Origin of the sequence: Moorena sp. SIO4A1 (assembly GCF_010672065.1) — a bacterium.
Taxonomy (GTDB): Bacteria; Cyanobacteriota; Cyanobacteriia; order Cyanobacteriales; family Coleofasciculaceae; genus Moorena.
This window is the reverse complement of record NZ_JAAHHX010000022.1, coordinates 72,605-91,887: the sequence shown is the minus strand read 5'-3', so window position 1 is coordinate 91,887 and position 19,283 is coordinate 72,605. Positions and strand designations below refer to the sequence as shown.

Here is a 19,283-nt window from a genome sequence, read left to right as displayed (position 1 = left end):
TTAATGTACTTGATAACTGTGAGCAACGCTATAGTTTAGTATTAATTAGTTTCTCCTTACTGTTACTTGAAATACCAGCGTGTCGCGTATCACCGTGTCGCGTATCAGCTTTTACCCAGACTTTCAATTCCCATTAATCTCGAACTATTAAATGCTCTCCTTTGGCCATTGCGCATTGCACATTGCCCACGCTACGCAAATGGCTGTTCGCGCACGCGTGGGCGTAGCGCATAGGCTGACGGATTAGTTGACCAGAATGTGTTTGGGATTTATTAACAAGTTTTTAACTAACTACTTGGACATCAATTCTGTTAACTGTGTTAATAAATTTAACGTTTATCAACCCTTTTCTATTCCCTGTTCCCTATTTCCTATTCCCTATTGCTATAGTATCAACCGTTATTCACATTTTTATGTAAACTTTATGTAAACTTTATGTAGTGTTTATAAATTCTACTGACCCTTGGTATAGACTTAATTTAAAAAATTAAAAATAAGTAATATCAACAAGTAATTTTCAGGGATAAATCAATGTTAAAGCTACAAAGTATCTGCCAAAACTTAGCACTAATCACTACTGGTGCGGCTTTAAGCCTAGCAGTGATTGACACTAATCCTGCCCAAGCTATTACCATTACCTATGAGTTTTCAACAGAAGAATTTTCTGGTAAGTTCAGCTATGATGACGCCAATGAAACTCGGAGAGAATTTGATTATCGTGAGCCTGATATTACCGTGGTCGAGTTAACGTATCCAGTAGATGAGATTGAGTTTTTTTTCAACAATAGAACCTATACCAAGGCGGATTCTACGAGACAGCCTGTATTGTCACTGTTTGAAGGTGCGGTAGGAGAGAGCGAGCAATTAAGTTGGGCTACAGAAGATTTTAGATTTAATCCTTATAGTGGTCCGAGTATTTTCGGAGACTTATTTACTGGATTCGAGGTAGATGGAGAGTTCGTAGACACAGCGATTGTTAGGCGGGTAGAAAATGAATCACCAGCAAGTGTACCTGAAGCTGGTACGGTTATAGGACTTAGTATTTTGGGTTTAGGTTGGCTCTCACAGAGAAAGATAGCATCTTCGCCAAGGGTATAGAAAAAACAGACTAAAAAAACCTAAGCATATCCGCTACGCGCACGCTACGCTAACAGCTATCAGCCGTCAGCCTTCAGCTTTTGAATGAAATAGGTAAGCATTTGCTAAATCTCAGTTCCCTGGCCTTTCGGCCAGGAATTCATAGTCTTTAGCCACGCTACGCGAATGGCCAACGGTTGATAGCTGAATGCTTACTCTTTTTCGAGCTGATGAGGCTTTCAATACGTGGAAGTAGCTACCATAGTTGAAACCCTTGACAAACCTTAACATACCTTGGTTAATTCACTACATATTTACCACTACCATTGATATTATTTACCTAAAACCTAGAGTTAATTTTCCTGACTATAGTACCGAAATGCAATCCCTTTTCAGGCGAACATACCGACCCTGACGTAACGCAAAATGTGGATATTTTTCAATTTGCTTAAACCCCTCAGTCTGTAGATGAGCTTTGATAATCTTCATAGTGGAAGTTGTTTCGTGATGCCGATCAACTAATCGAATAATGTGTGGGATAGCATAGGGAGATAAAAGTTCTTGCAAGTGAGTCAAGAAATCATCAAGAGTTTCACCTTCATCCAAAGACTCAATAGGTAAAATAGATGCCATCCCTACTTTACCCGATGCACCAGGAATTGGAACTCCATAAACAACCGCTTCTCGGACTTTACCCGTCGATAAAATTGCTTCCTCTACTTCCACACAAGAAACATTTTCTCCTTTCCAACGAAAGCTGTCACCCATACGGTCAACAAACATAAAAAAGCCGTCAGCATCTCGACATAGTAAATCTCCAGAACGCCACCACAAGTCACCTGGTTCAAATAAATTTCTCCAGAGTTTATCCTCATCTAGTTTTGGGTCAAGATAACCTCGATAGAAATTACCCGGAACCCGCAACACAGCCTCTCCAACTTCTCCCGGTGCAACAACTTTTCCTTGCTCGTTAACTAACGCTACATTGTTGGCATCAGGATGGTCTGGGGGAATAAAACCACAATAACCCGGTCTTCCCGTCCAATTTGTCAGTGCTGATGCTGGCATTTCTGTCGCACCGTAATGTTCTACTACTTTTTCAATCCCAAATCTTTCGATCACCTGCTCCCAGAGGGGAGATGTTAAACCATTACCAAAAATAACGCCCAGGGGATTTTTGGCATCCTCGGGTTGTTGGGGACTGTTGCTCAGATAACGCCACAGTTCGCCAATATAAACAACTGAATCACAATTGTAGGTACGCACATCCGTCAGAAATGCTCCCACAGAAAATTTATCGCGGACTACAGCACAAGCTCCCGCTTCTAAACAACTAGAAAAAGCCACAGCTAGCCCATTTCCATGATAGAGAGGCAAAGTGATGTAACACTTACTGTCATAAGACATCCCTGTTCGCAACGACCAAGCAATTCCCGCACCAATCATCCGGCGATGACTAAAGAGTGCGGGTTTACTGCGACCGCTAGTTCCGCTAGTAAAGATAATCACAACTGGGTCATCAAGCGTAACTTGACGACGGTGTTTTGCTGAAGTGCGACCCGACCAGGAACGTTCAAGAATCCAGTTTGGGTCATAGGTTTCTACTGATGGGATGGGCTGACCTATGGTAATCTTGACTCCTGAATTATGGGCTAAAGTTGATAATTTTTTATCTGATTCTCTGGCATTAAATAAAACTGCGACAATTCCTGCTTTAGCTAATCCCAAGACAGTAGCTAGGAAAACAGCACTGTTGTTTTGGTGAACCCCGATGTATTTTTGATTTGAGGAAATCGCCCATTCTGCTATTTTATCGGCTGCGCGATCAAGTTCTTGATAGCTCCAAGGGGATATAAAACCTACCTCATGAACTATTGGGCGGTGAGACAAATGAGCTACTGATTGTTCCCAGACATCCGCCCAACTATTGACGTTTTGTGCTGCTAAATCTTGCCATCTTTTGCTTTCATAACTTGCATATTTGTTGTATTGCTCAACAAGAGTATGTTCAGATATTTTTATCATCACCGATAATTCCCCTAATACCAACTGTGACAAAAGTTATATATAGCGCTTTTTATCCTAATGAAACACACAATATTTTTTCGATCTTACATGTTCCCTGTTCCCTGCTCTGAAGGCCCTGTTCCCTAACACAAAAAAATGTGTACCCCAGCTAATTTAAAACTCCTATATTTTTAATTAAAATTACTGATTACTTAACTTTTGTAGGTTTATTTATATTTTTTAAATCAATTTGTGGGCGTTAGTAAAATTCAATAGTCAGGGTTAATACTATCATAAAACTTATTTTGTTTGAATTTTATATAAAAAAATTACCATTAATTAACGCCATTTTTAATGGTTTTTTGTTGGGTATAACGAAGTTATACCCAACCTCCGATTATTCGTAATAGCCACCGTATGGGGTTATACAGTGAATTAAAAAACATATTTTTATCAAGTATTTTAAATTCATGTTTTTCATAAAATTATACAATTTATTTTCAAAAATATGTTTAGCACCATCATTTACAATCGTTATTTTATTCTTTTTGCATAGATAGTATAAAGTAATTATTGTGAATAATGATTGGTGAAAACTGGATTAGTGACTCCTAAAATTGAGTAAGCTAAAAATTTTGGTGGTGAACCTGCTTCTACATAGCATTCAAAGCCTTCTTTTTCTAACATATTTTTGATGATATTTAAGCGGTCTTGGATGTCATGAACTTCTATAACCAACTGCTGGATTTTTTGCCAGTCTGCGGAATTGATTCCCTCAAGAATTTTAAGTTCAGCTTTTTCAGTATCTAATTTAACTAAATCTATCTGACATAACTCATGTTTTTTGATTATTTCAGATATACTCGTTAAAGTTACACTAGCTTGTTTGGTTTTCAAGAAAAACTTTTCTAAAATAAATTCCACTAATCTTGCTTTCCATGGAAACGGACATATTTTAATGATTTGTGTTATGATATTATTAGTTTTTTTTGCATTTTTATTATTTAAGTTGTTAATAATTAAGTTGGTAAAGTTGTTTTTCTCTGCCGGGCTAAACTTGGCATCTGCTCCTGATAATAATGAGTAATGAGGGAAGTAATCAAACGTTGCTTTACTATCTTCGTTCCACAATCCACAATTATAGCTAATAACATTAGTTAACTGCATATTTTTTTGCATAATTTTATAAATTTGTTTAATTGGTTCAAAACAAAATAGATTGATATTGCCTTGACAATATTGATGAGCAAAAAGTGCAAACAAACCTATGTTGGCACCAATGTCAAATACTGTATAACCTGGTTTTAAAGTTATCCCATGCTGCAAATAACTTTGTCTGACAAAAATATCATCATAAAGAAAAAGTGCTTCCTCCTCGTTGAGGAAATAAATTTTTTGTTGGTTTGGCAATTCTAGTGACTTTTTCATTGTTGTTGAATCTGGTGAATTGACATCCTCCTGACGCTGCTCTTAAAAGACAGCGCACCGATTCCTATCCATCAATCAAACAACTGTGCGTTGAACGAATGACTCAAGGCGGGCTTCACTTGCAGTGCAAGTACGTTTTAGGGGTAGATTTACGCTTCCTCCACGTCCATTTAGAGTCTCATTATGCCTCTCAGCGACTGTAAATAGTAAGAGTTGAATTGATTTTTTTCAACTTTTAAAGCTTGGTTTATCGGCTGTATTAATATGATACCATACTTTGCCACTTGTCATTCCCAGACGACGCCAAACTATCGTTATGGGTAACTGCTCACCGCAATAAAGATGCTCTATTGACAACGGAGAAGCCAAATTGAACACTTGGGTGTATATAGCAATCCTAAATAGGATGTAATAAGTGATCGGCTAAAACCCAGGTAGAGCAAGGATCGAATTTCAGAAATTACCACGACCTATTAAGGAATTGCTATATTGGCTCTTATGACTCACCGTTCGCTCACCCTTGGTGAGCCATTCGGAATCACAATGTCAAAAAGCTACGACATAAGGGTTGAAGGAGATATTGGGGTTTCCCAAGACTGGGATCGCGAATCTCAAAATGCGATCGCGAATCTCAAAGTGCGATCACGAATCTCAAAGTGCGATCGCAAATCTGAAAGTGGGTTGGCAAATGAACAAACAGTGAGATATGAGTCATTGTTAGCGGACAATATCCGCTTTCGAAGAACCTGAGGACTGGAATAGCTTTACCATTCGACCCATGAAAATAAAACTATGGTTTACTCTAATTGTCAGGAAAACTCCAAGCCTGGGGGACTTCGACCAGCCAAAGACAATAATTCACATAAAGCAGCGATGTTCCAAAAGAACCGCTTCGCGAACGCATTATTTCCTTGCAACCGCATCGAAACCAAAAAACTAAACATTTGGGCGACTAACTGTGCCCCCCAATCGCTTCAAGCCCCACCACTGACTTTGCGATGTATCACAATTGGGCCATTGCTCGCTCAGCATCATTGTTATCAGGTTTGACCTCTGGATGAGACAAAAAAGTGAACCACTCATTCCAATGACGCTGTAGTCGTTGAATCAATCTCAAAGTATCTGAGGGAGGGTATCCAAGAGTGTCTCTTCTAAGACTTTTTTAAGAGAAGCTTCTACACTTTCTCGTTGGTCATTGAGAGTTTGGCAACTAAGTTTTCCTTCTTGATAATCCTGATAGCAACTGCGAGCTTGCCACAACACTAATTGCACTTTGCTCGCAAACTGTCGATTGCCTTCAAAGCGACTGGTTAAGAGGGCTTTTAAGTCTCTCTCGAGATGGGCTAAACACTTCTGCTTGGCCTGAGCTCCTTGTGGAGAGTAGGCACTAAAACAATCAAAGCGTGAGTATTCCCTCAAACTCAGCTCCCAGTAATTTCTCTAGTTCAGCACTACTGCGTGTGGGTGCTAACATCTTAGCACATACCTGGTCACTGGTAGCTACCCACAACCAATACTTAATGCCATCTATACAGTAGGTCGTTTCATCCACACACCTGACCCCTGGCTGTCTGACGTAGGGAACGCCATTGTTGGTAAGAAGGCTCCAAACTCTCTTGGAACCAGCGTTGCATTTTTGCCAGACTTCCCTGAGAAATAGGAACCCCCAAGACATATAAAGGCAAAATATTCCTGTTTACGCCACGTCAAGTTGCCCCCATACCCTAACCAGCCCACAATGCTACAGAGTCGTCCCCCATAGCTGAATCCTTCTTTGACTCCCCAAGGCATAGAGCTATAACCAGACCATCCACAATTGGGACAATTGTATAGAGGGCGGCGATATTCTCTGATTTCTATTGGTTGCTCGACTACTTCAGCTACTTGCTGGACTTTTTGTGGAGCTTCTTCTACTACCTCTAAGGAAGTAGCGCACATGGGACAGCTTTAATGCTCGATAGTCACTATTTCGTGACTGAGTGCCAAATCCGTTACGGGTAATTCCAAAGATGATTATACTTGGGACCGCGCTTTTTCCCCTTTTTGCGCTTACTTTTGTTGCTGGGCTTTTGGAGTTGGTCAGAGGAAGGAGGGACTGAACTATTTTTCGAGGAGCGGTTTTTGAGCTTCAATACGCTCCTCCAAAAATTGTTCTATCTCTTGCTGCTGCCCAAAGATTTGTCTTTGCTGCTGTTCAATCACTCGTTGTTGAAGGGATAGTTGTTGTTGCAGCTTCACGAGCCACTCAACCAGCAGTACATTGGTCACCAACTGTTCGGAGGCGACGCTCATGACGGACTGGGAATTCTCGGTGGCGGTTGGAGTCATAAGAACCAATATACATCCAAGTGTTCAATTTGGCTTCTCCGTTGTCAATAGAGCATCTTTATTGCGGTGAGCAGTTACCGTTATGGCTCGGGTTTTCTGCCGACATTATGATAAAATTGTATTTAGGTGCGGTTGAGGTTGAGGTTGAGAGTTTCTGGTGTTAATAGCTCTTGGGAACTATATTTAATTTCAACGGGTAAACCACCACTATCTAAACTGAGACGACCAGCTTCAAGAATAGCTGTTGTCTGTAAAGTTCGAGCAGCAGTCGCTAGGATATTGTCAAAATCTTTGGGTTCCGCTTTTCCCTCATTAATACTGCCTACTGCATCCACAAATCTTTCAAGACTTTGATAACCGTAGGCTCCCTGTCCAGCAAATTTGCCATCAGAGGGTTCGTACTTCATAAATAGGGGGTTAATACTAGCATATCCCCCAGATACTGTTGCAGTTGTATAACCTCGATGAGCTTGATCGACTTGTAACTCTCCTTGATGACCCATGTAGAAAAACCGTTGTTGGGAATGAACGTCAGATTTAGGGGCAATCCATGATGCCGTATGAATGGAGATTCCTAAATTCCTACTCTCGATGTTTTCCCACTGAACCGTTAGGGTAATGGTATCTTCGGTATCAATGCCTAACTCTGTCTTGGCGACTCCAGTAGCAGCTAAAGCATTTACTTGGATGGGTCTGGCCCGATCCCCTATCATCCAGTCTAATAAATCTATGTGATGAGAGTTCAAATAGTAGCTAATGTCAGAAGAGCGCCCTGCCCATTGACCAAAAGTGTTAAGTTGACTTCTCGGCTGACTCATATAGCTACTCATATAACTAAAATCTCCATAGCTGCGAGCGCGATCGCGTGCATCAGAGTACATGGGGTCAAACCTCTTGTGCATCTCTATTCCCACCAGTACATTATGTTGCTTTCCAGCCTCGATTAATTTCTGATGTTCTGCTAGAGTTTTCACCAATGGTTTAGCAACTAAAACGTGCATTCCCTGACGAATAGCAGTCATGGCGATCTCAAAGTGGGTATCATCAGGTGTCACTACAATTACCCCACTTCCTGGCTTCATCTTCTCGATAGCAGTTTGATAGGCTTGGGGATTATAGTCATTGTCATCAGGAAAAGTATGGACGGAAGCATCTATTCCCTGATACCGAGAACTAATTTGTTCGGCAAAATGATGGCGAATCCCTGGAAAACGTTTTCCATCTCGTCCACAGAGGGAAATTTGCTCTACTTTTCCACGACTTCGGAGGTCGAAAAGCACCAAGGCTACAACACCAGCACTTTTGTCAGAATTAGCTGCTGCTCCGTGAACAAAACCTGTGACATATTCACCTGTTCCGATGACTAAAATATCTGTTCCCATGTTCGGATTTTTATGAGTAATACAAAGGCGTTTTTTTAGGTTTTACGAGTACGCGATCGCTATAGGAGTTACCAAATATATTATCTGGTTCAAGTTGAGAACGTACTTTATGAAAGTCGTTCCAGTGGGGATACATTTTTTCTAATTTATCAGCATCAGGCCCGAACCTTTTTGCCCAATGGGGACGACCATCTAATTTAGCCATAATTTTTTCATAGTCATCAAAATAGGATTGACAATCAACATATTTACCGTAGGGCATATAAGTAATAACCCCGATATAGCAGCTATCTCTACCCTGACAAGGACTTAACCAAATATCATCTCCTTTGACAAAGCGCACTTCAATGGGCAAATGAACTTGATAGTCTTTTTCTTTAATCATCTGGCGAATTTGCAAGATGGCTTCAGCCGTATGTTCTATAGGAATCGCCCACTCATTAACCTGCTGTTTAAATAGACAATCAAAATTGAATTGACTGACACTGTTCCCTCGTGACTGTTTTGACTTGCTGAACATTTGTTGAACGTACCAGCGATTAACCAGGGGAATCAGACGTTGATTATAAGTAGCTAAATATAAGAGCAGTTCAAATGTATAGTAACCAATAAGTTTTTCTCTATACCAACTCTGGAAGCGTTGGAAAAAATTTTGTTTGGGAGCAGTTTTTCCAGGTGGTTTGCGAGTTGCACTCCACTCCCACACCCTATCTGCATGGGGTAAATACCAAAAACGATAGTGGTCAGCTTGCAGGCGTTCTGGTAGTTTATCCAATACAGTTTCTAGAGTTTCTGGTTGTTCTCGTACTTCTAAGTCAAATTCTTTTGTTACTTGTAATTTAAGTTCTGTGACTAATCCCAAACTTCCTAGATGGCATTTGGCTGCATTAAATAGTTGATAATTTTCATCTTTGGAGATTTTGATAACTTCTCCTAAACCTGTTACCAGTGTAATTTCCTGAATAATTGTTGACAGTACCCCATAATTTAATCCTGTGCCATGAGTTGCAGTTGCCATTGCACCTCCTACAGTTTGAGCATAAATAGAACCTAGATTGGGCAAGGCTAGTCTATGTTTTGCTAGGCTTTGATTCAAATCTTTGAGGGTAACTCCTGCTTGAGTAACAACAGTTTGACTATCATAGTTGATATTTAGGATCTGATTTAAGCGATCGCTACAAACCAAATCCTGATTACTCATAGCAATATCGCTTGGGGAATGTCCTGAACCAAATACTCGGATTTTTGTTCCCTGTTGCATTACTTGGCAAACAATGTCTCTAGCTTCTTCAGTTGAAGCAGGGTAATGTACAGAAGTAGGTATGCACTGATACTGCTCAGACCAATTGATAAATTTATTTTGATTCATATTTCCTTGTTTACGGGCAAAAAATGATTGTGAGCCGATAAATTTATTATTCCAATATTGTGACAACTCCACGCTTAATTCTGGAGTGTTTTAGTTGTTTTTATGCTCGCAACAATTTTGTCAACATTTTTTTTTTATGGTACTTTTGGCGTTCTTGACTATTCCAGGTAGTAATCCACTTAAGGTCTGATAGTTTAACCAATTTTGCCTGAGCTTGATTTTGATAAAGTTGTTGCAGTAAGGAAATAGTGGTTACTTCTTCCATGCCACCAGGTACATCCTTTATAAGTCCACTAGAAATTCCTAAAAACCCTGTTATGTTTAACTTTGATAAGTTCCACAAAGCTAAAGTATTCCAAGGAGAGGTCATACCATCTATAAATTTTACTCCAGCATCTCCTCCATGGGTTGAAATCATCTTTGCCCCCACTACCAGAGTGTCAGAGGTAAGGTGAGAATTCAAGGTTTCCACATCTGTTGATGATATATAGACTTCTAGACTTTGAAGCAAAAGTTTATCACCACCCAAATAAGTTGCTTCACATACAATCGCATTTAGGGGATGAGCTAGTCCTTTCCAGGGATTTATTAGCAGGGAAAGTACCTGTTCTGCAAACACCGAAACAATTTTGCTAATTTTGTCAAATAGTTGATTATCTGTAGCTCTTACTATATAATCAGCGTATTCTAGTACCTGATCACACCAATTTTCCACTTTACCTAATTCAGGGATATAACCATCAACACCACTATGGATTCTGGTTCCAACAATCAGAGACATTGCTATACTCAACACTAAAATTGGCACTAGTATAGTATATTGATAGGATAATGTTTATATTTCCACAATATATAAAATAACATGAAGGTACTGAGTTAATTTTATGGGGGGGTAACATGCAAGCTAAAATCATTACTCGGTAATACGTTCAACCGATCAGGACTCGTGTAAAAATAACCTGAACAGTTTTTTTTCTGGAAGCTATATCTCACAATTTATTTCCGATAAAATTTGTACAACTTATTTTAACATGGCTCCTCAGTTACTTAAAGTGCGCTTGACCCATTAAGAATTAAATTCGCCGTTCGCGTTTGGCCGTAGGCCAAAAGCGTCGCCTACGGCGAACGGAAAGCGCACCTGAGCATTCGTGGCTTCCCTTAAGGGGATTGTGCGAAAAAATAGTGGACGAAATGCATGCAAATTAACCGTCGTTGCCTCAACTATTACAAGAAGGGTGAGCGGGCTATAGAGTCAGAATTGTCTACGTTATAAGCTTTATGTCCCAGGGTAAGCGCAAGAAAAAATTGCCCATAATGTGCATTGGCTGGATCTCGGTTGCTCGTGGCTCGAAACCCCTATAATCTCGTCGAACTGTACTCGCAATAGAGTTAATTTGTTGAGAATGACGTGGTTTTTTTCGAGGGTAAGCTACGGCTTATTGATTCTTGCGCTTACCCTGCTTTATGTCCCCCTGTCAGGGAACATGGCCAAAGTAAATAGCGGTAGGCACAGTGACAGAGTGTGGCGCTGTCCGGCACGACGACGAGGAGCTTCTAGTCCAGCTTTCGCTTCTATAATTGCGATTTGAGACACGGGAGTAGATGCATTAAATGGAATTTGCTCTGAATCGTACCATATTCCGATTAGATTATAGCGGTTTGCGCTTAAATAGAGTATAATATAATAGATATTATAAAAATTCAATTATGAAAGCATATTCTGTTGACATAAAAACGAAAATTATCACAGCTTATCTAGACTGTGTTCGCGTAGCGTGGCCTTTGGCCAAGGCTCAATGACCCGGTTAGATAAAAGGTTTAAAGTGAGTCGCAATTTTGTATTTAAAATTATTAAAAAATTCAAATAAACTGGAAATATATCACCGGGCAAACAAGGGAATAACCGAGCATCTAAATTAGAACCATTCACGGAATTTATCAAATCTATGTTGTCAGAGCATCCATCATTAACTCTCTCGGAAATGGTGGAAATACTTGAAAAAGATAAACAAATTACTGTACACCTAACTAAGTAGGTGGGCTTAATTAAACGTTAAAAACTTGATCATTTTTACTATCTATATTTTCAGATATTGTCCACTGTTGAAGCTGATAACCTACTTCGCAACTTCGTTTGTTTATACCTTCTTTAACTGCTAAAGCTAGATCGTATTCATCCTCAAACATTCTACCAGAGATTTGATGAGTTTTAAGTTGATGCCACTCCCCCTCTATTAGATTAAGTTCTGGACTATAAGTTGGCAGAAAGAATAAATACAATCCCATTTCTAACCATTCTTTTTCTTTAGATCTTACCTGATGACTTTTATGACTTGAGGAATTATCCAAGACAATCACTGTATCTATTCCTGTTTTTAGTCGAGCTGTTTTTGCTTCTTAAGCTTCTTTGTCTTGATGCAGTCGCTCATGGGGGAAACCCCCAAGACCGCGCTGCATCGCTATCCAAAACTTTGATCAAATTATCTTTTTTTAGACTACCAAGCTTTAAAGTATAGTTAAAGCTTTTTTGGGGCTCATATATTCCTAATATATTTAGACGTTTTCCTCGTTTTTTACTTTGGGGAATTTGTTTCTGTTTTCCTACCTTTATATAACTATAACTTACAGGACTCCAAAGACTGAAACCTGCTTCATCTAAGTATTTTAGTCTGACATCACCACAAGAGGCTTGCAGACGTAACATATCTAAATCTGCTTTTTTATATTCTTTTTCTCTGGGGTTAGGATGTCGTCTTGGACTTGTTTTTGTTCGCTTCCATAAATATCCTTTTTTTTTAAGTATCTTACGGATTCTTTCGGGACTTAATTCCACTTGACGCTCTTTTTTTAAAAGAACAGATAGCTGCTTACTATTGTAAGTTCTTTCTTCATCATTACAAAGCTCTTCTAGATAGTCTATATCCGATTTTTTCCAGGTTTTTTTTTCTACCACTTCTTGGCTTATCCCAGAGTCCTTCTTTGCCTTGTATTATCCACCTATGAATAGTTTTTTTCACTGTATTCGGTGACCAATATATCCAGTCAGATATTTGATTGACTGTCCATACTTTAGGATTTCAACAGATAAATTATACTCTTTTTATAGTTCTTTTTGGACAATTATTATCAGATTTTAATTCTAACAACTCTTGAAGTTATAACTCACTTAGACGAATTTTTAATCGAGCTGGCATTACGATTTTGGGATTTTTAAACTACTTTTCTATTTTACACTTAATTACGCCCACCTACTTACCTTGAGTAGATTCCTGAAAAAACTCAACATAACACGAAAAAAAAAAGTTTATATGCCAGTCAAGCTAAAACGGAAAGAGTAGCTAATTTAAGACTTTTATATTGGCAAACAGTTACTAGTTTTTTAGTCGAAAACCTAGTTTTTTTGGATAAAACGGGGTTTAATTTAGGGAAAAAGCGCATTTATGGTCGTTCTCAAAGAGGAACCAGAGTTGTCGATTATAGCCCTTATTATAGAGGAGAACATATCACAATCTTTAGTGCTATTTCCTCCCAAGTAATATTAGGAAATATGACCTTAAATGGCTCGATTAATACTCAAATTTTATTACTTATATAAAATATGTTTTAGCCCCATCCTTATGGCCTGGTGCCGTGGTAATTATGGATAATTTATCTAGTCATAAAAATCAAAAAGTTATAGAAATATTATCAGAAGTTGGAGCTAAAGTTTTATTTTTACCTCCCTATTCTCCTGATTTTAATCCCATTGAAAAATTCTGGTTTATTTTGAAAGAACATTTACGTTCATTAGTAACTATGACGAGAGATGAGTTAGAAAAGCGATGCAGCGCGGTCTTGGGGGTTCCCCCCATGACCGCGCTGCATCAAGACAAGGTCTAGTTGATTGTTGTGATTCTTTGACTAAAAAACAAATAACAAAATTGTTTTCTTATTGTTGCTATTGTAACTAATCTAAGCGCAAACCGCTATAGACCTATTGCAAAAGTAGTTTTCTGATAGTGTTCTTGATGCAGTCGCTCATGGTTTGAAGTTACCGTAAGACAGTTGAGCCTTAATCAATGGAGGCGCGCTTTCCTATGGCGAATTAAATTACGGGGTCGCGCCTCAAGTTTTACCCATGCATCTGCATAGCCTACCAACCATAAAGGCTCAACGTAATCAGGTTTCGTCTCCGGGGGGAACCACGGCAGTTGCTCATGGGGGGAACCCCCAAGACCGCACTGCCTCCCCAAGACCGTAATGGTGCGTTTTCCGCATTAAGAATTAAATTCGCCACGGGTCGCACCTCTGCATCGCTGTAAGCCCCGTGGGAACCCCCTTTGGCGGCGCTGCCCCCCCAAGACCGTAATGGTGCGCTTGACCCGTAATTAAATTCGCCACGGGTCGGACCTCTACATCGCTTTGCGTCAATTCTTCTCCACTTTTCCAGTGATATGCTGTTCCGGTGATCCGCTTTTCCCTAGTTCTGCAAGAAGTCTATTTAGAATAAAATAGCCCTGGGTAAGCATTAGTTTAATCTGAGTTATTTCACAGCGTCGAAGCCTGTGCCACAAAGCTCGTTTATTTGAAACATGATAGCTGTCAGCTGATAACTGATAACTTATCCCTTACTTTGATACTCCTTCCGACCCAAACCCCCTCACTTCTGATAAAACATACAATGGTCTTCCTTTAACTTCTTCATAAATCCGTCCTACATATTCCCCCAAAATACCAATAGATACTAACTGCACAGCTCCCAAAAAGAAAATTGCAATCATAATAGTGGCAAACCCAGTCACAGGAGAATTCGGTTCAAAAATCCGCCAGTAAAGCACTAACCCTGCCATCAATAGCGCTATCGCTGTTGCTAATAATCCCAGATAAGTAGCGATTCGCAATGGCACTTTAGAAAAAGAAACCAGTGCATCTACTGCTAGGGCTAGGGATTTACGAATGGTGTACTTGATCTCACCAGCAAACCGGGGGTCACGCACATAGGAAACAGAGGTTTGCCGCAACCCTACCCAAGAACGCAATCCCCGCACGTAACGGTTGCGTTCTGGCATGGCATTGAGTACATCAACCACCCGTCGATCCATTAAACAAAAGTCCCCTGTATCTAACGGAATCTCGACATTGGCTAGACGGCGCAGTAAGCGATAAAATAGGTAAGCCGGAAAGCGCTTTAACCAACTTTCACGACGTCTCTGGGTGCGCTGAGCATAAACAATTTGATAACCCTGCTGCCATTTTTCCACTAGCACTGGAATGATTTCTGGTGGGTCTTGTAAATCAGCATCTAGGACAATAATCCCTTGACCCCGCACAAAATTTAGACCGGCAGTGACAGCAATTTGATGACCAAAGTTACGGGAAAGACTTAGGTAACATACCCTTGGGTCTTTTTGATGAAGGTCTCGCATCAGCTCTAAAGAGCGATCGCAACTGCCATCATTCACTAGAATTAACTCCACCTCCCCTAACTGATCCATTACTGTACTAATGCGTCGGTACAGTTCTGAAATACTGTTTTCCTCGTTATATACAGGAATAACCAGGGAATAGGTTGGGTTCATCGTTCTTCAACATTTTTGAATTAAGAATGTAGAATGCAGAATGTAGAATTCTAAAGTCTTAATTCTACATTCTGCATTCTGACAGACGACCTTCTAGCGCCCTAATTTATTAGGAATTCCCTGACAACCACCCGGGATTGTTTTTCTTGACTTTTCACCGCACCAAGCACAGCTGTAGTAGTGCTGCTTTTCATCCATCCGCTGGACACCGGTGAAGTTAACATTTTCCACTACTGCACCGGTGTAAACTCCAGTGCGATAGTCAGGGGGATGGGTACGACTGCGGGGACTGGCAGTTTCTACTGAACCATAGAATAGGCGGACTCCCTTGAGGTCAGCACCAGTGAGGTTGGCTTCATATAAAACAGTGCGGGATAGATTCGCTTGCACTAAGTCACAGAAGCTGAGATTCGCTCTGACCATATTAGCTTCGCCGAGTTCTGTCCAACGCAAATCTGTATGACTCAGGTCTGATCCAGCTAACATTACATTCAGGTCAATAACCCTTATACCATAAACTCGGTCTTCTTGGTATCCTCCATAGCCATCCAACATGGGGCGTCCTAAATGATTATCCCGTCTGAGGGGAGTTAGTAAACGGGCTTGGGACAAAAATCTGAGCACTTTGGCTTTCCCATGGGCATCCACACTACTGAGAATTGCAGCGGTTCTTCCTTCGCAAAATGCCCTCTCCTGGGGCCAATCTTCTAGCAATCCCTGATCATCTAAGGCTAAATCTGAAACTCCCTGAAAGTAAGCATCAATGGTTTGCTGCTGGGTAATCATATTTTGCTGGATGGTCAGGTCTTTGGAAATGACATATTGTCGCCAAGCAATGAATACTGCTAGGACGGCAATCAAAATCTGTCCCAAAGCACCCACCCAATCAGCCCATGACCCAAATTCATCCCATTTAATCTGAACTAACCAATTGCTGATGTTTTGGTAAACACCAAGAAAGTTCAGTAAGCCACTTATTGCTGCTACCACTCCGATCGAGGCAATAACTTTGATTCTTTGTTGGGGTGGCAACAAATCAGTAAGCCATTGTTTGACAACCGGTAAAATCACTGGCAATGAAACCAGCAGCGCCACAGTAGCTCCGGATATCCCAATCCAGAGGTTATCAATCACTACCCCAAAAATCATGATAGCGATCGCACTGAGAATAATTACGCTTAGGGAGCGATTAGCAGGACTAACTGATCCAATAGTTGGTTTATTGGGCAGGTTTGACAACGGCAGGGTAGATAAATGTTGCTCCTCTTGAGTTTGGGGAGGAGATGGTGGTGAATTACCATTGGCTGAGTTCTTGGCGGTACCGTTGTTACTATGTTCAGGCTGATTGGGTGGCACAGGCTCAGGCAAGTTAGTCATGGCATTCCCAGGAAAATGAGCTCAAGGTAAAGCAACATTACAAAATAATACAGCTCTTGGACACTCTGATCGTTTTTTAGCATATTTGCACCTCAACAGATTAGCAAATTTTCAAGTGAAATCCGGTAGACTTGAATTGTGTTTTTTTGTAAGGATTCAGGTCACAGGCATTGCTACAATGCCAAAGAAGGGAGCTTCTTGAAAGTCTGCGGGATTGACTTTGAAGCAAACTAGGGTAAAGTAAACACATGAGTCACTCACCTCTCCCGCTAACTCGAGAAAGCCGTGCGCCAGTTGTCAAAAGCGGAACTGGTAAAGATGCTATTGACTCAACAGAAAGTGATTGAGGAACTACAGCTCGAAATTGAAAAATTAAAGCTTAGTCGGGACCCACGATAGTAAGACTTCCTCGAAACCCCCATCAACTGATCTACTGAAAAAATCCGAAAAAGCCCTAGAAAAGGAGGATTGTCCCACCACTGAGGCCAAAAAGAGAAAACCCGGAGGACAACCAGGTCATCGGGGAAAAACTCGTAAAGGGTTTTCCAGAATAGACCGAACCGAAATCTTGCAACCGTCTGTGTGTAGTCAGTGTGGTCAAAGAGAATTTTTAGATCAACCTATATTGGTAGACACTCAACAAGTAGCCCAACTGGTGAACAAACCAATCGAGGTAGTTGAGTACCATCGTTACCATTGTCAATGTAGCGGCTGTGGTGCGGTGACATCAGCCTCTTGGTCTGTTGAGATGATACCCGGACAAGATTTGGGGGTCAAGGTACAAGCTTTTCTGGGATGGTTAGGGAATTATGGACATCTCCCTTATAAAAAACAACAAGAGATGTTATGGGAACTGGGCAAGATAGAGATCGGTAATGGGACTTTAGTGAACACCAATCAACGGGTTGAACTGGCGATTAAACCTCATGTTGAGCAATTGTCAGAATGGGTAAAAACAGAACAACCATCTATTCATGTAGATGAAACTCCTTGGCCTGTAAAGGGAATTAAGGAATGGCTCTGGGTCTTTAGCAATCGAGATTTTTGTCTATTTCGGGCCGCTGACACCAGGGGACGTGCCGAACTGGAATCTCAGTTGGGCAGTAAATACAGGGGTGTTCTTAGTAGTGATGACTTGAATGTGTATAATGGCTATCCAGTCAGCGCTCAACAGAAATGCGCACGCCCATCTACGTCGTCATTTTCTGAGGTTAATCAAACAGCCTGGACTACACAACCGAGCGATGGTCGAAGCACTCGTGAGTCTGATTGATGAAGCTTTTCGCCATTATCGCCTCTGGCCAGAAAATGGCGATGAGACAGAGTACCAACATCTGCGTTAGGGGATTCAAAACTCAGGTACAGTTGACTCATTAAACCTGGTGGTCGGTGGCAGGAGCCGAAGCAGGTAAGTTACTGCGCTCCCTCAAACAGAAGGCTTCCCAATGGTGGTATTTTTTAGACCATCCCCAAGTTCCACCAGATAATAATCTCGCCGAGAGGTCAAAACGTTTGGCAGTCACCAAGCGTAAGGGAACGTGGTGGCTCTCGTTCTCTCTAAGGTTTCGAGCAGACCGCTAATTTACTACACGACCAGTCCAAACTTGCCGTTTTCAAAAACGGTCGGTGATGGATTTTTTGACCTTTGGTCACGCTACGCGAACGAGCAAGCTCTTATGGCTCAATCGGGTCATTTAACCCAACCTCCTTCCCTCATCCCTTCTCTCCACACCTGAATCCTTACGTTTTTTTTGGTTTTATACGTTATATCAATCCAAGCGGGAGCGACAATAACCCGTAACGTTATACCAATTTTTCAAAGTATAGACTTCTTTCAGAAGTCGGGAACAGGGAACTTCGGATCAGGGAACAGTGGACAAGAATTGACGCAAACAGTACTCCCGACTCCCGACTCCCGACTCCCGACTCCCGACTCCCGACTCCCGACTCCCTGGCCTTTGGGCCACGCTACGCGAACAAACCCAGAACTTTGTACCTCACCCGATGGAGAAGGGGTGCATCTCATATTTGTAAAAAAGATGTGAAGTGTGGGAAGTGTGGGGCGGGGGCGCGGGGCGGGGGCGCGGGAAGTGTGGGAAGTGTGGGGCGGGGGCGCGGGAATTTTTGCCTAATTGCAAAACTGAGATGCACCCCTTCCTTGGAGAGGTAGCTTAACCCTAGGTGGTCAGACTCAGCCAGTCAGTGGAGTGATCTTGGCGCGTCAGCTGGGTAAAAATGTGGTAGTGATGCTCATTTGCGCCAGAGAATCAGCTGAGGGAGACGTTAAAGATGCGATTGCACTTTTGGACATTACTCTCAAACCTCTTTAAAGTCAATGGCATGCTCCTTACGCTTTAGGGAAGCTGGTATTTGTCTATCGTCTATGGTGCATTAATTTTTATCCGCCAAACCTGCCTTTACTTACCAAATATAGGCAGTTTTTTGTGCTGATAACTTCTAGTAACATCGGATTAATTACCTCCTTGGAGGGTGGTTATTACTTTAGGATTTAGTAGTTAGTAAAAAAAATCAACTAACTACTAATCACTAACCACCCTTAACAAAATTTTCTGTATAGACCAGGGCACTCAGTTTTACTTTATTTCTTTTTAAAAATAGGAACAATAATCCGGATTTATTTGATTGAGCTTGTATTGATAATTAAGCTTTCACCCATGTAAATTATGAATCGGGGCTGATTGGGAGATTGGGAGATGCATTGAAGGCTTTTGCACAACTGGATCGATAATAAAATTT

The 19,283-nt window shown here is 41.0% G+C and carries 14 protein-coding genes and 2 pseudogenes; 5 read left to right on the top strand and 11 right to left on the bottom strand.

The features are described 5' to 3' along the window. The first annotated feature begins 531 nt into the window (after positions 1–531). A complete protein-coding gene (locus tag F6K53_RS16335; protein ID WP_293022432.1) occupies positions 532–1,098 on the top strand; it encodes a hypothetical protein in 567 nt (188 codons plus the stop codon). A 345-nt stretch (positions 1,099–1,443) separates the two neighbouring features. Here the strand turns inward: F6K53_RS16335 and F6K53_RS16330 are convergent, their stop codons facing one another. Together F6K53_RS16330 and F6K53_RS16325 are read right to left on the bottom strand one after the other, a co-directional pair. Next, entirely contained in the window at positions 1,444–3,102 is a 1,659-nt protein-coding gene (locus F6K53_RS16330; protein ID WP_293067283.1) for an AMP-binding protein, read from the bottom strand. A 552-nt stretch (positions 3,103–3,654) separates the two neighbouring features. Continuing rightward, entirely contained in the window at positions 3,655–4,512 is an 858-nt protein-coding gene (locus F6K53_RS16325) for an FkbM family methyltransferase (RefSeq protein ID WP_293067280.1), read from the bottom strand. 543 nt (positions 4,513–5,055) lie between these two features. On the opposite strand from F6K53_RS16325, the gene F6K53_RS16320 reads away from it, so the two are divergent. Then, positions 5,056–5,262: a hypothetical protein gene (locus tag F6K53_RS16320; protein WP_293030268.1), complete on the top strand. Its 207-nt coding sequence runs from the start codon at positions 5,056–5,058 to the stop codon at positions 5,260–5,262. A gap of 59 nt (positions 5,263–5,321) precedes the next feature. Here F6K53_RS16320 and F6K53_RS16315 read toward each other — a convergent pair. The 7 genes and pseudogenes from F6K53_RS16315 to F6K53_RS16285 form a co-directional block, all read right to left on the bottom strand. Continuing rightward, a pseudogene (locus F6K53_RS16315) lies at positions 5,322–6,849 on the bottom strand (IS66 family transposase). Between the two features lie 113 nt (positions 6,850–6,962). Then, complete coding sequence (locus tag F6K53_RS16310) at positions 6,963–8,222, bottom strand: Gfo/Idh/MocA family oxidoreductase (protein WP_293067277.1); 1,260 nt, start codon at positions 8,220–8,222, stop codon at positions 6,963–6,965. A 10-nt stretch (positions 8,223–8,232) separates the two neighbouring features. Beyond that, positions 8,233–9,591, bottom strand: a complete 1,359-nt coding sequence (locus F6K53_RS16305) for a D-arabinono-1,4-lactone oxidase (RefSeq protein ID WP_293067274.1) — start codon at positions 9,589–9,591, stop codon at positions 8,233–8,235. A gap of 100 nt (positions 9,592–9,691) precedes the next feature. Next, entirely contained in the window at positions 9,692–10,372 is a 681-nt protein-coding gene (locus tag F6K53_RS16300; protein WP_293026001.1) for a hypothetical protein, read from the bottom strand. Positions 10,373–11,053: 681 nt separating this feature from the next. Next, positions 11,054–11,185 (bottom strand): hypothetical protein, encoded by a 132-nt coding sequence (locus F6K53_RS16295; RefSeq protein ID WP_293025999.1) that lies wholly within the window; start codon positions 11,183–11,185, stop codon positions 11,054–11,056. A gap of 452 nt (positions 11,186–11,637) precedes the next feature. Further along, positions 11,638–11,949, bottom strand: a complete 312-nt coding sequence (locus F6K53_RS16290; protein ID WP_293025997.1) for a transposase — start codon at positions 11,947–11,949, stop codon at positions 11,638–11,640. Between the two features lie 67 nt (positions 11,950–12,016). After that, positions 12,017–12,544, bottom strand: a complete 528-nt coding sequence (locus F6K53_RS16285; RefSeq protein WP_293025995.1) for a hypothetical protein — start codon at positions 12,542–12,544, stop codon at positions 12,017–12,019. A gap of 629 nt (positions 12,545–13,173) precedes the next feature. On the opposite strand from F6K53_RS16285, the gene F6K53_RS16280 reads away from it, so the two are divergent. Beyond that, positions 13,174–13,470 (top strand): transposase, encoded by a 297-nt coding sequence (locus F6K53_RS16280; protein WP_293081366.1) that lies wholly within the window; start codon positions 13,174–13,176, stop codon positions 13,468–13,470. Between the two features lie 728 nt (positions 13,471–14,198). Here the strand turns inward: F6K53_RS16280 and F6K53_RS16275 are convergent. Both F6K53_RS16275 and F6K53_RS16270 read right to left on the bottom strand, forming a co-directional pair. Continuing rightward, the gene (locus F6K53_RS16275; protein ID WP_293046417.1) at positions 14,199–15,149 is read right to left on the bottom strand and encodes a glycosyltransferase family 2 protein; all 951 of its coding nucleotides are present in this window, start codon (positions 15,147–15,149) and stop codon (positions 14,199–14,201) included. A 93-nt stretch (positions 15,150–15,242) separates the two neighbouring features. Next, positions 15,243–16,526, bottom strand: a complete 1,284-nt coding sequence (locus F6K53_RS16270) for a pentapeptide repeat-containing protein (RefSeq protein ID WP_293046421.1) — start codon at positions 16,524–16,526, stop codon at positions 15,243–15,245. A 285-nt stretch (positions 16,527–16,811) separates the two neighbouring features. Between F6K53_RS16270 and F6K53_RS16265 the strand changes: the two are divergent. Together F6K53_RS16265 and F6K53_RS16260 are read left to right on the top strand one after the other, a co-directional pair. Then, positions 16,812–18,262: pseudogene (locus tag F6K53_RS16265) on the top strand (IS66 family transposase). 15 nt (positions 18,263–18,277) lie between these two features. Next, entirely contained in the window at positions 18,278–18,571 is a 294-nt protein-coding gene (locus F6K53_RS16260) for a hypothetical protein (RefSeq protein ID WP_293067262.1), read from the top strand. Positions 18,572–19,283 lie beyond the last annotated feature (712 nt).

Bases quoted from the DNA above. Each gene is read 5' to 3' on its own strand.
- F6K53_RS16330 (WP_293067283.1), bottom strand. From the start codon at position 3,102: ATGATAAAAATATCTGAACATACTCTTGTTGAGCAATACAACAAATAT.
- F6K53_RS16300 (WP_293026001.1), bottom strand. From the start codon at position 10,372: ATGTCTCTGATTGTTGGAACCAGAATCCATAGTGGTGTTGATGGTTAT.
- F6K53_RS16320 (WP_293030268.1), top strand. From the start codon at position 5,056: ATGTCAAAAAGCTACGACATAAGGGTTGAAGGAGATATTGGGGTTTCC.
- F6K53_RS16275 (WP_293046417.1), bottom strand. From the start codon at position 15,149: ATGAACCCAACCTATTCCCTGGTTATTCCTGTATATAACGAGGAAAAC.
- F6K53_RS16335 (WP_293022432.1), top strand. From the start codon at position 532: ATGTTAAAGCTACAAAGTATCTGCCAAAACTTAGCACTAATCACTACT.
- F6K53_RS16325 (WP_293067280.1), bottom strand. From the start codon at position 4,512: ATGAAAAAGTCACTAGAATTGCCAAACCAACAAAAAATTTATTTCCTC.
- F6K53_RS16310 (WP_293067277.1), bottom strand. From the start codon at position 8,222: ATGGGAACAGATATTTTAGTCATCGGAACAGGTGAATATGTCACAGGT.
- F6K53_RS16305 (WP_293067274.1), bottom strand. From the start codon at position 9,591: ATGAATCAAAATAAATTTATCAATTGGTCTGAGCAGTATCAGTGCATA.
- F6K53_RS16270 (WP_293046421.1), bottom strand. From the start codon at position 16,526: ATGACTAACTTGCCTGAGCCTGTGCCACCCAATCAGCCTGAACATAGT.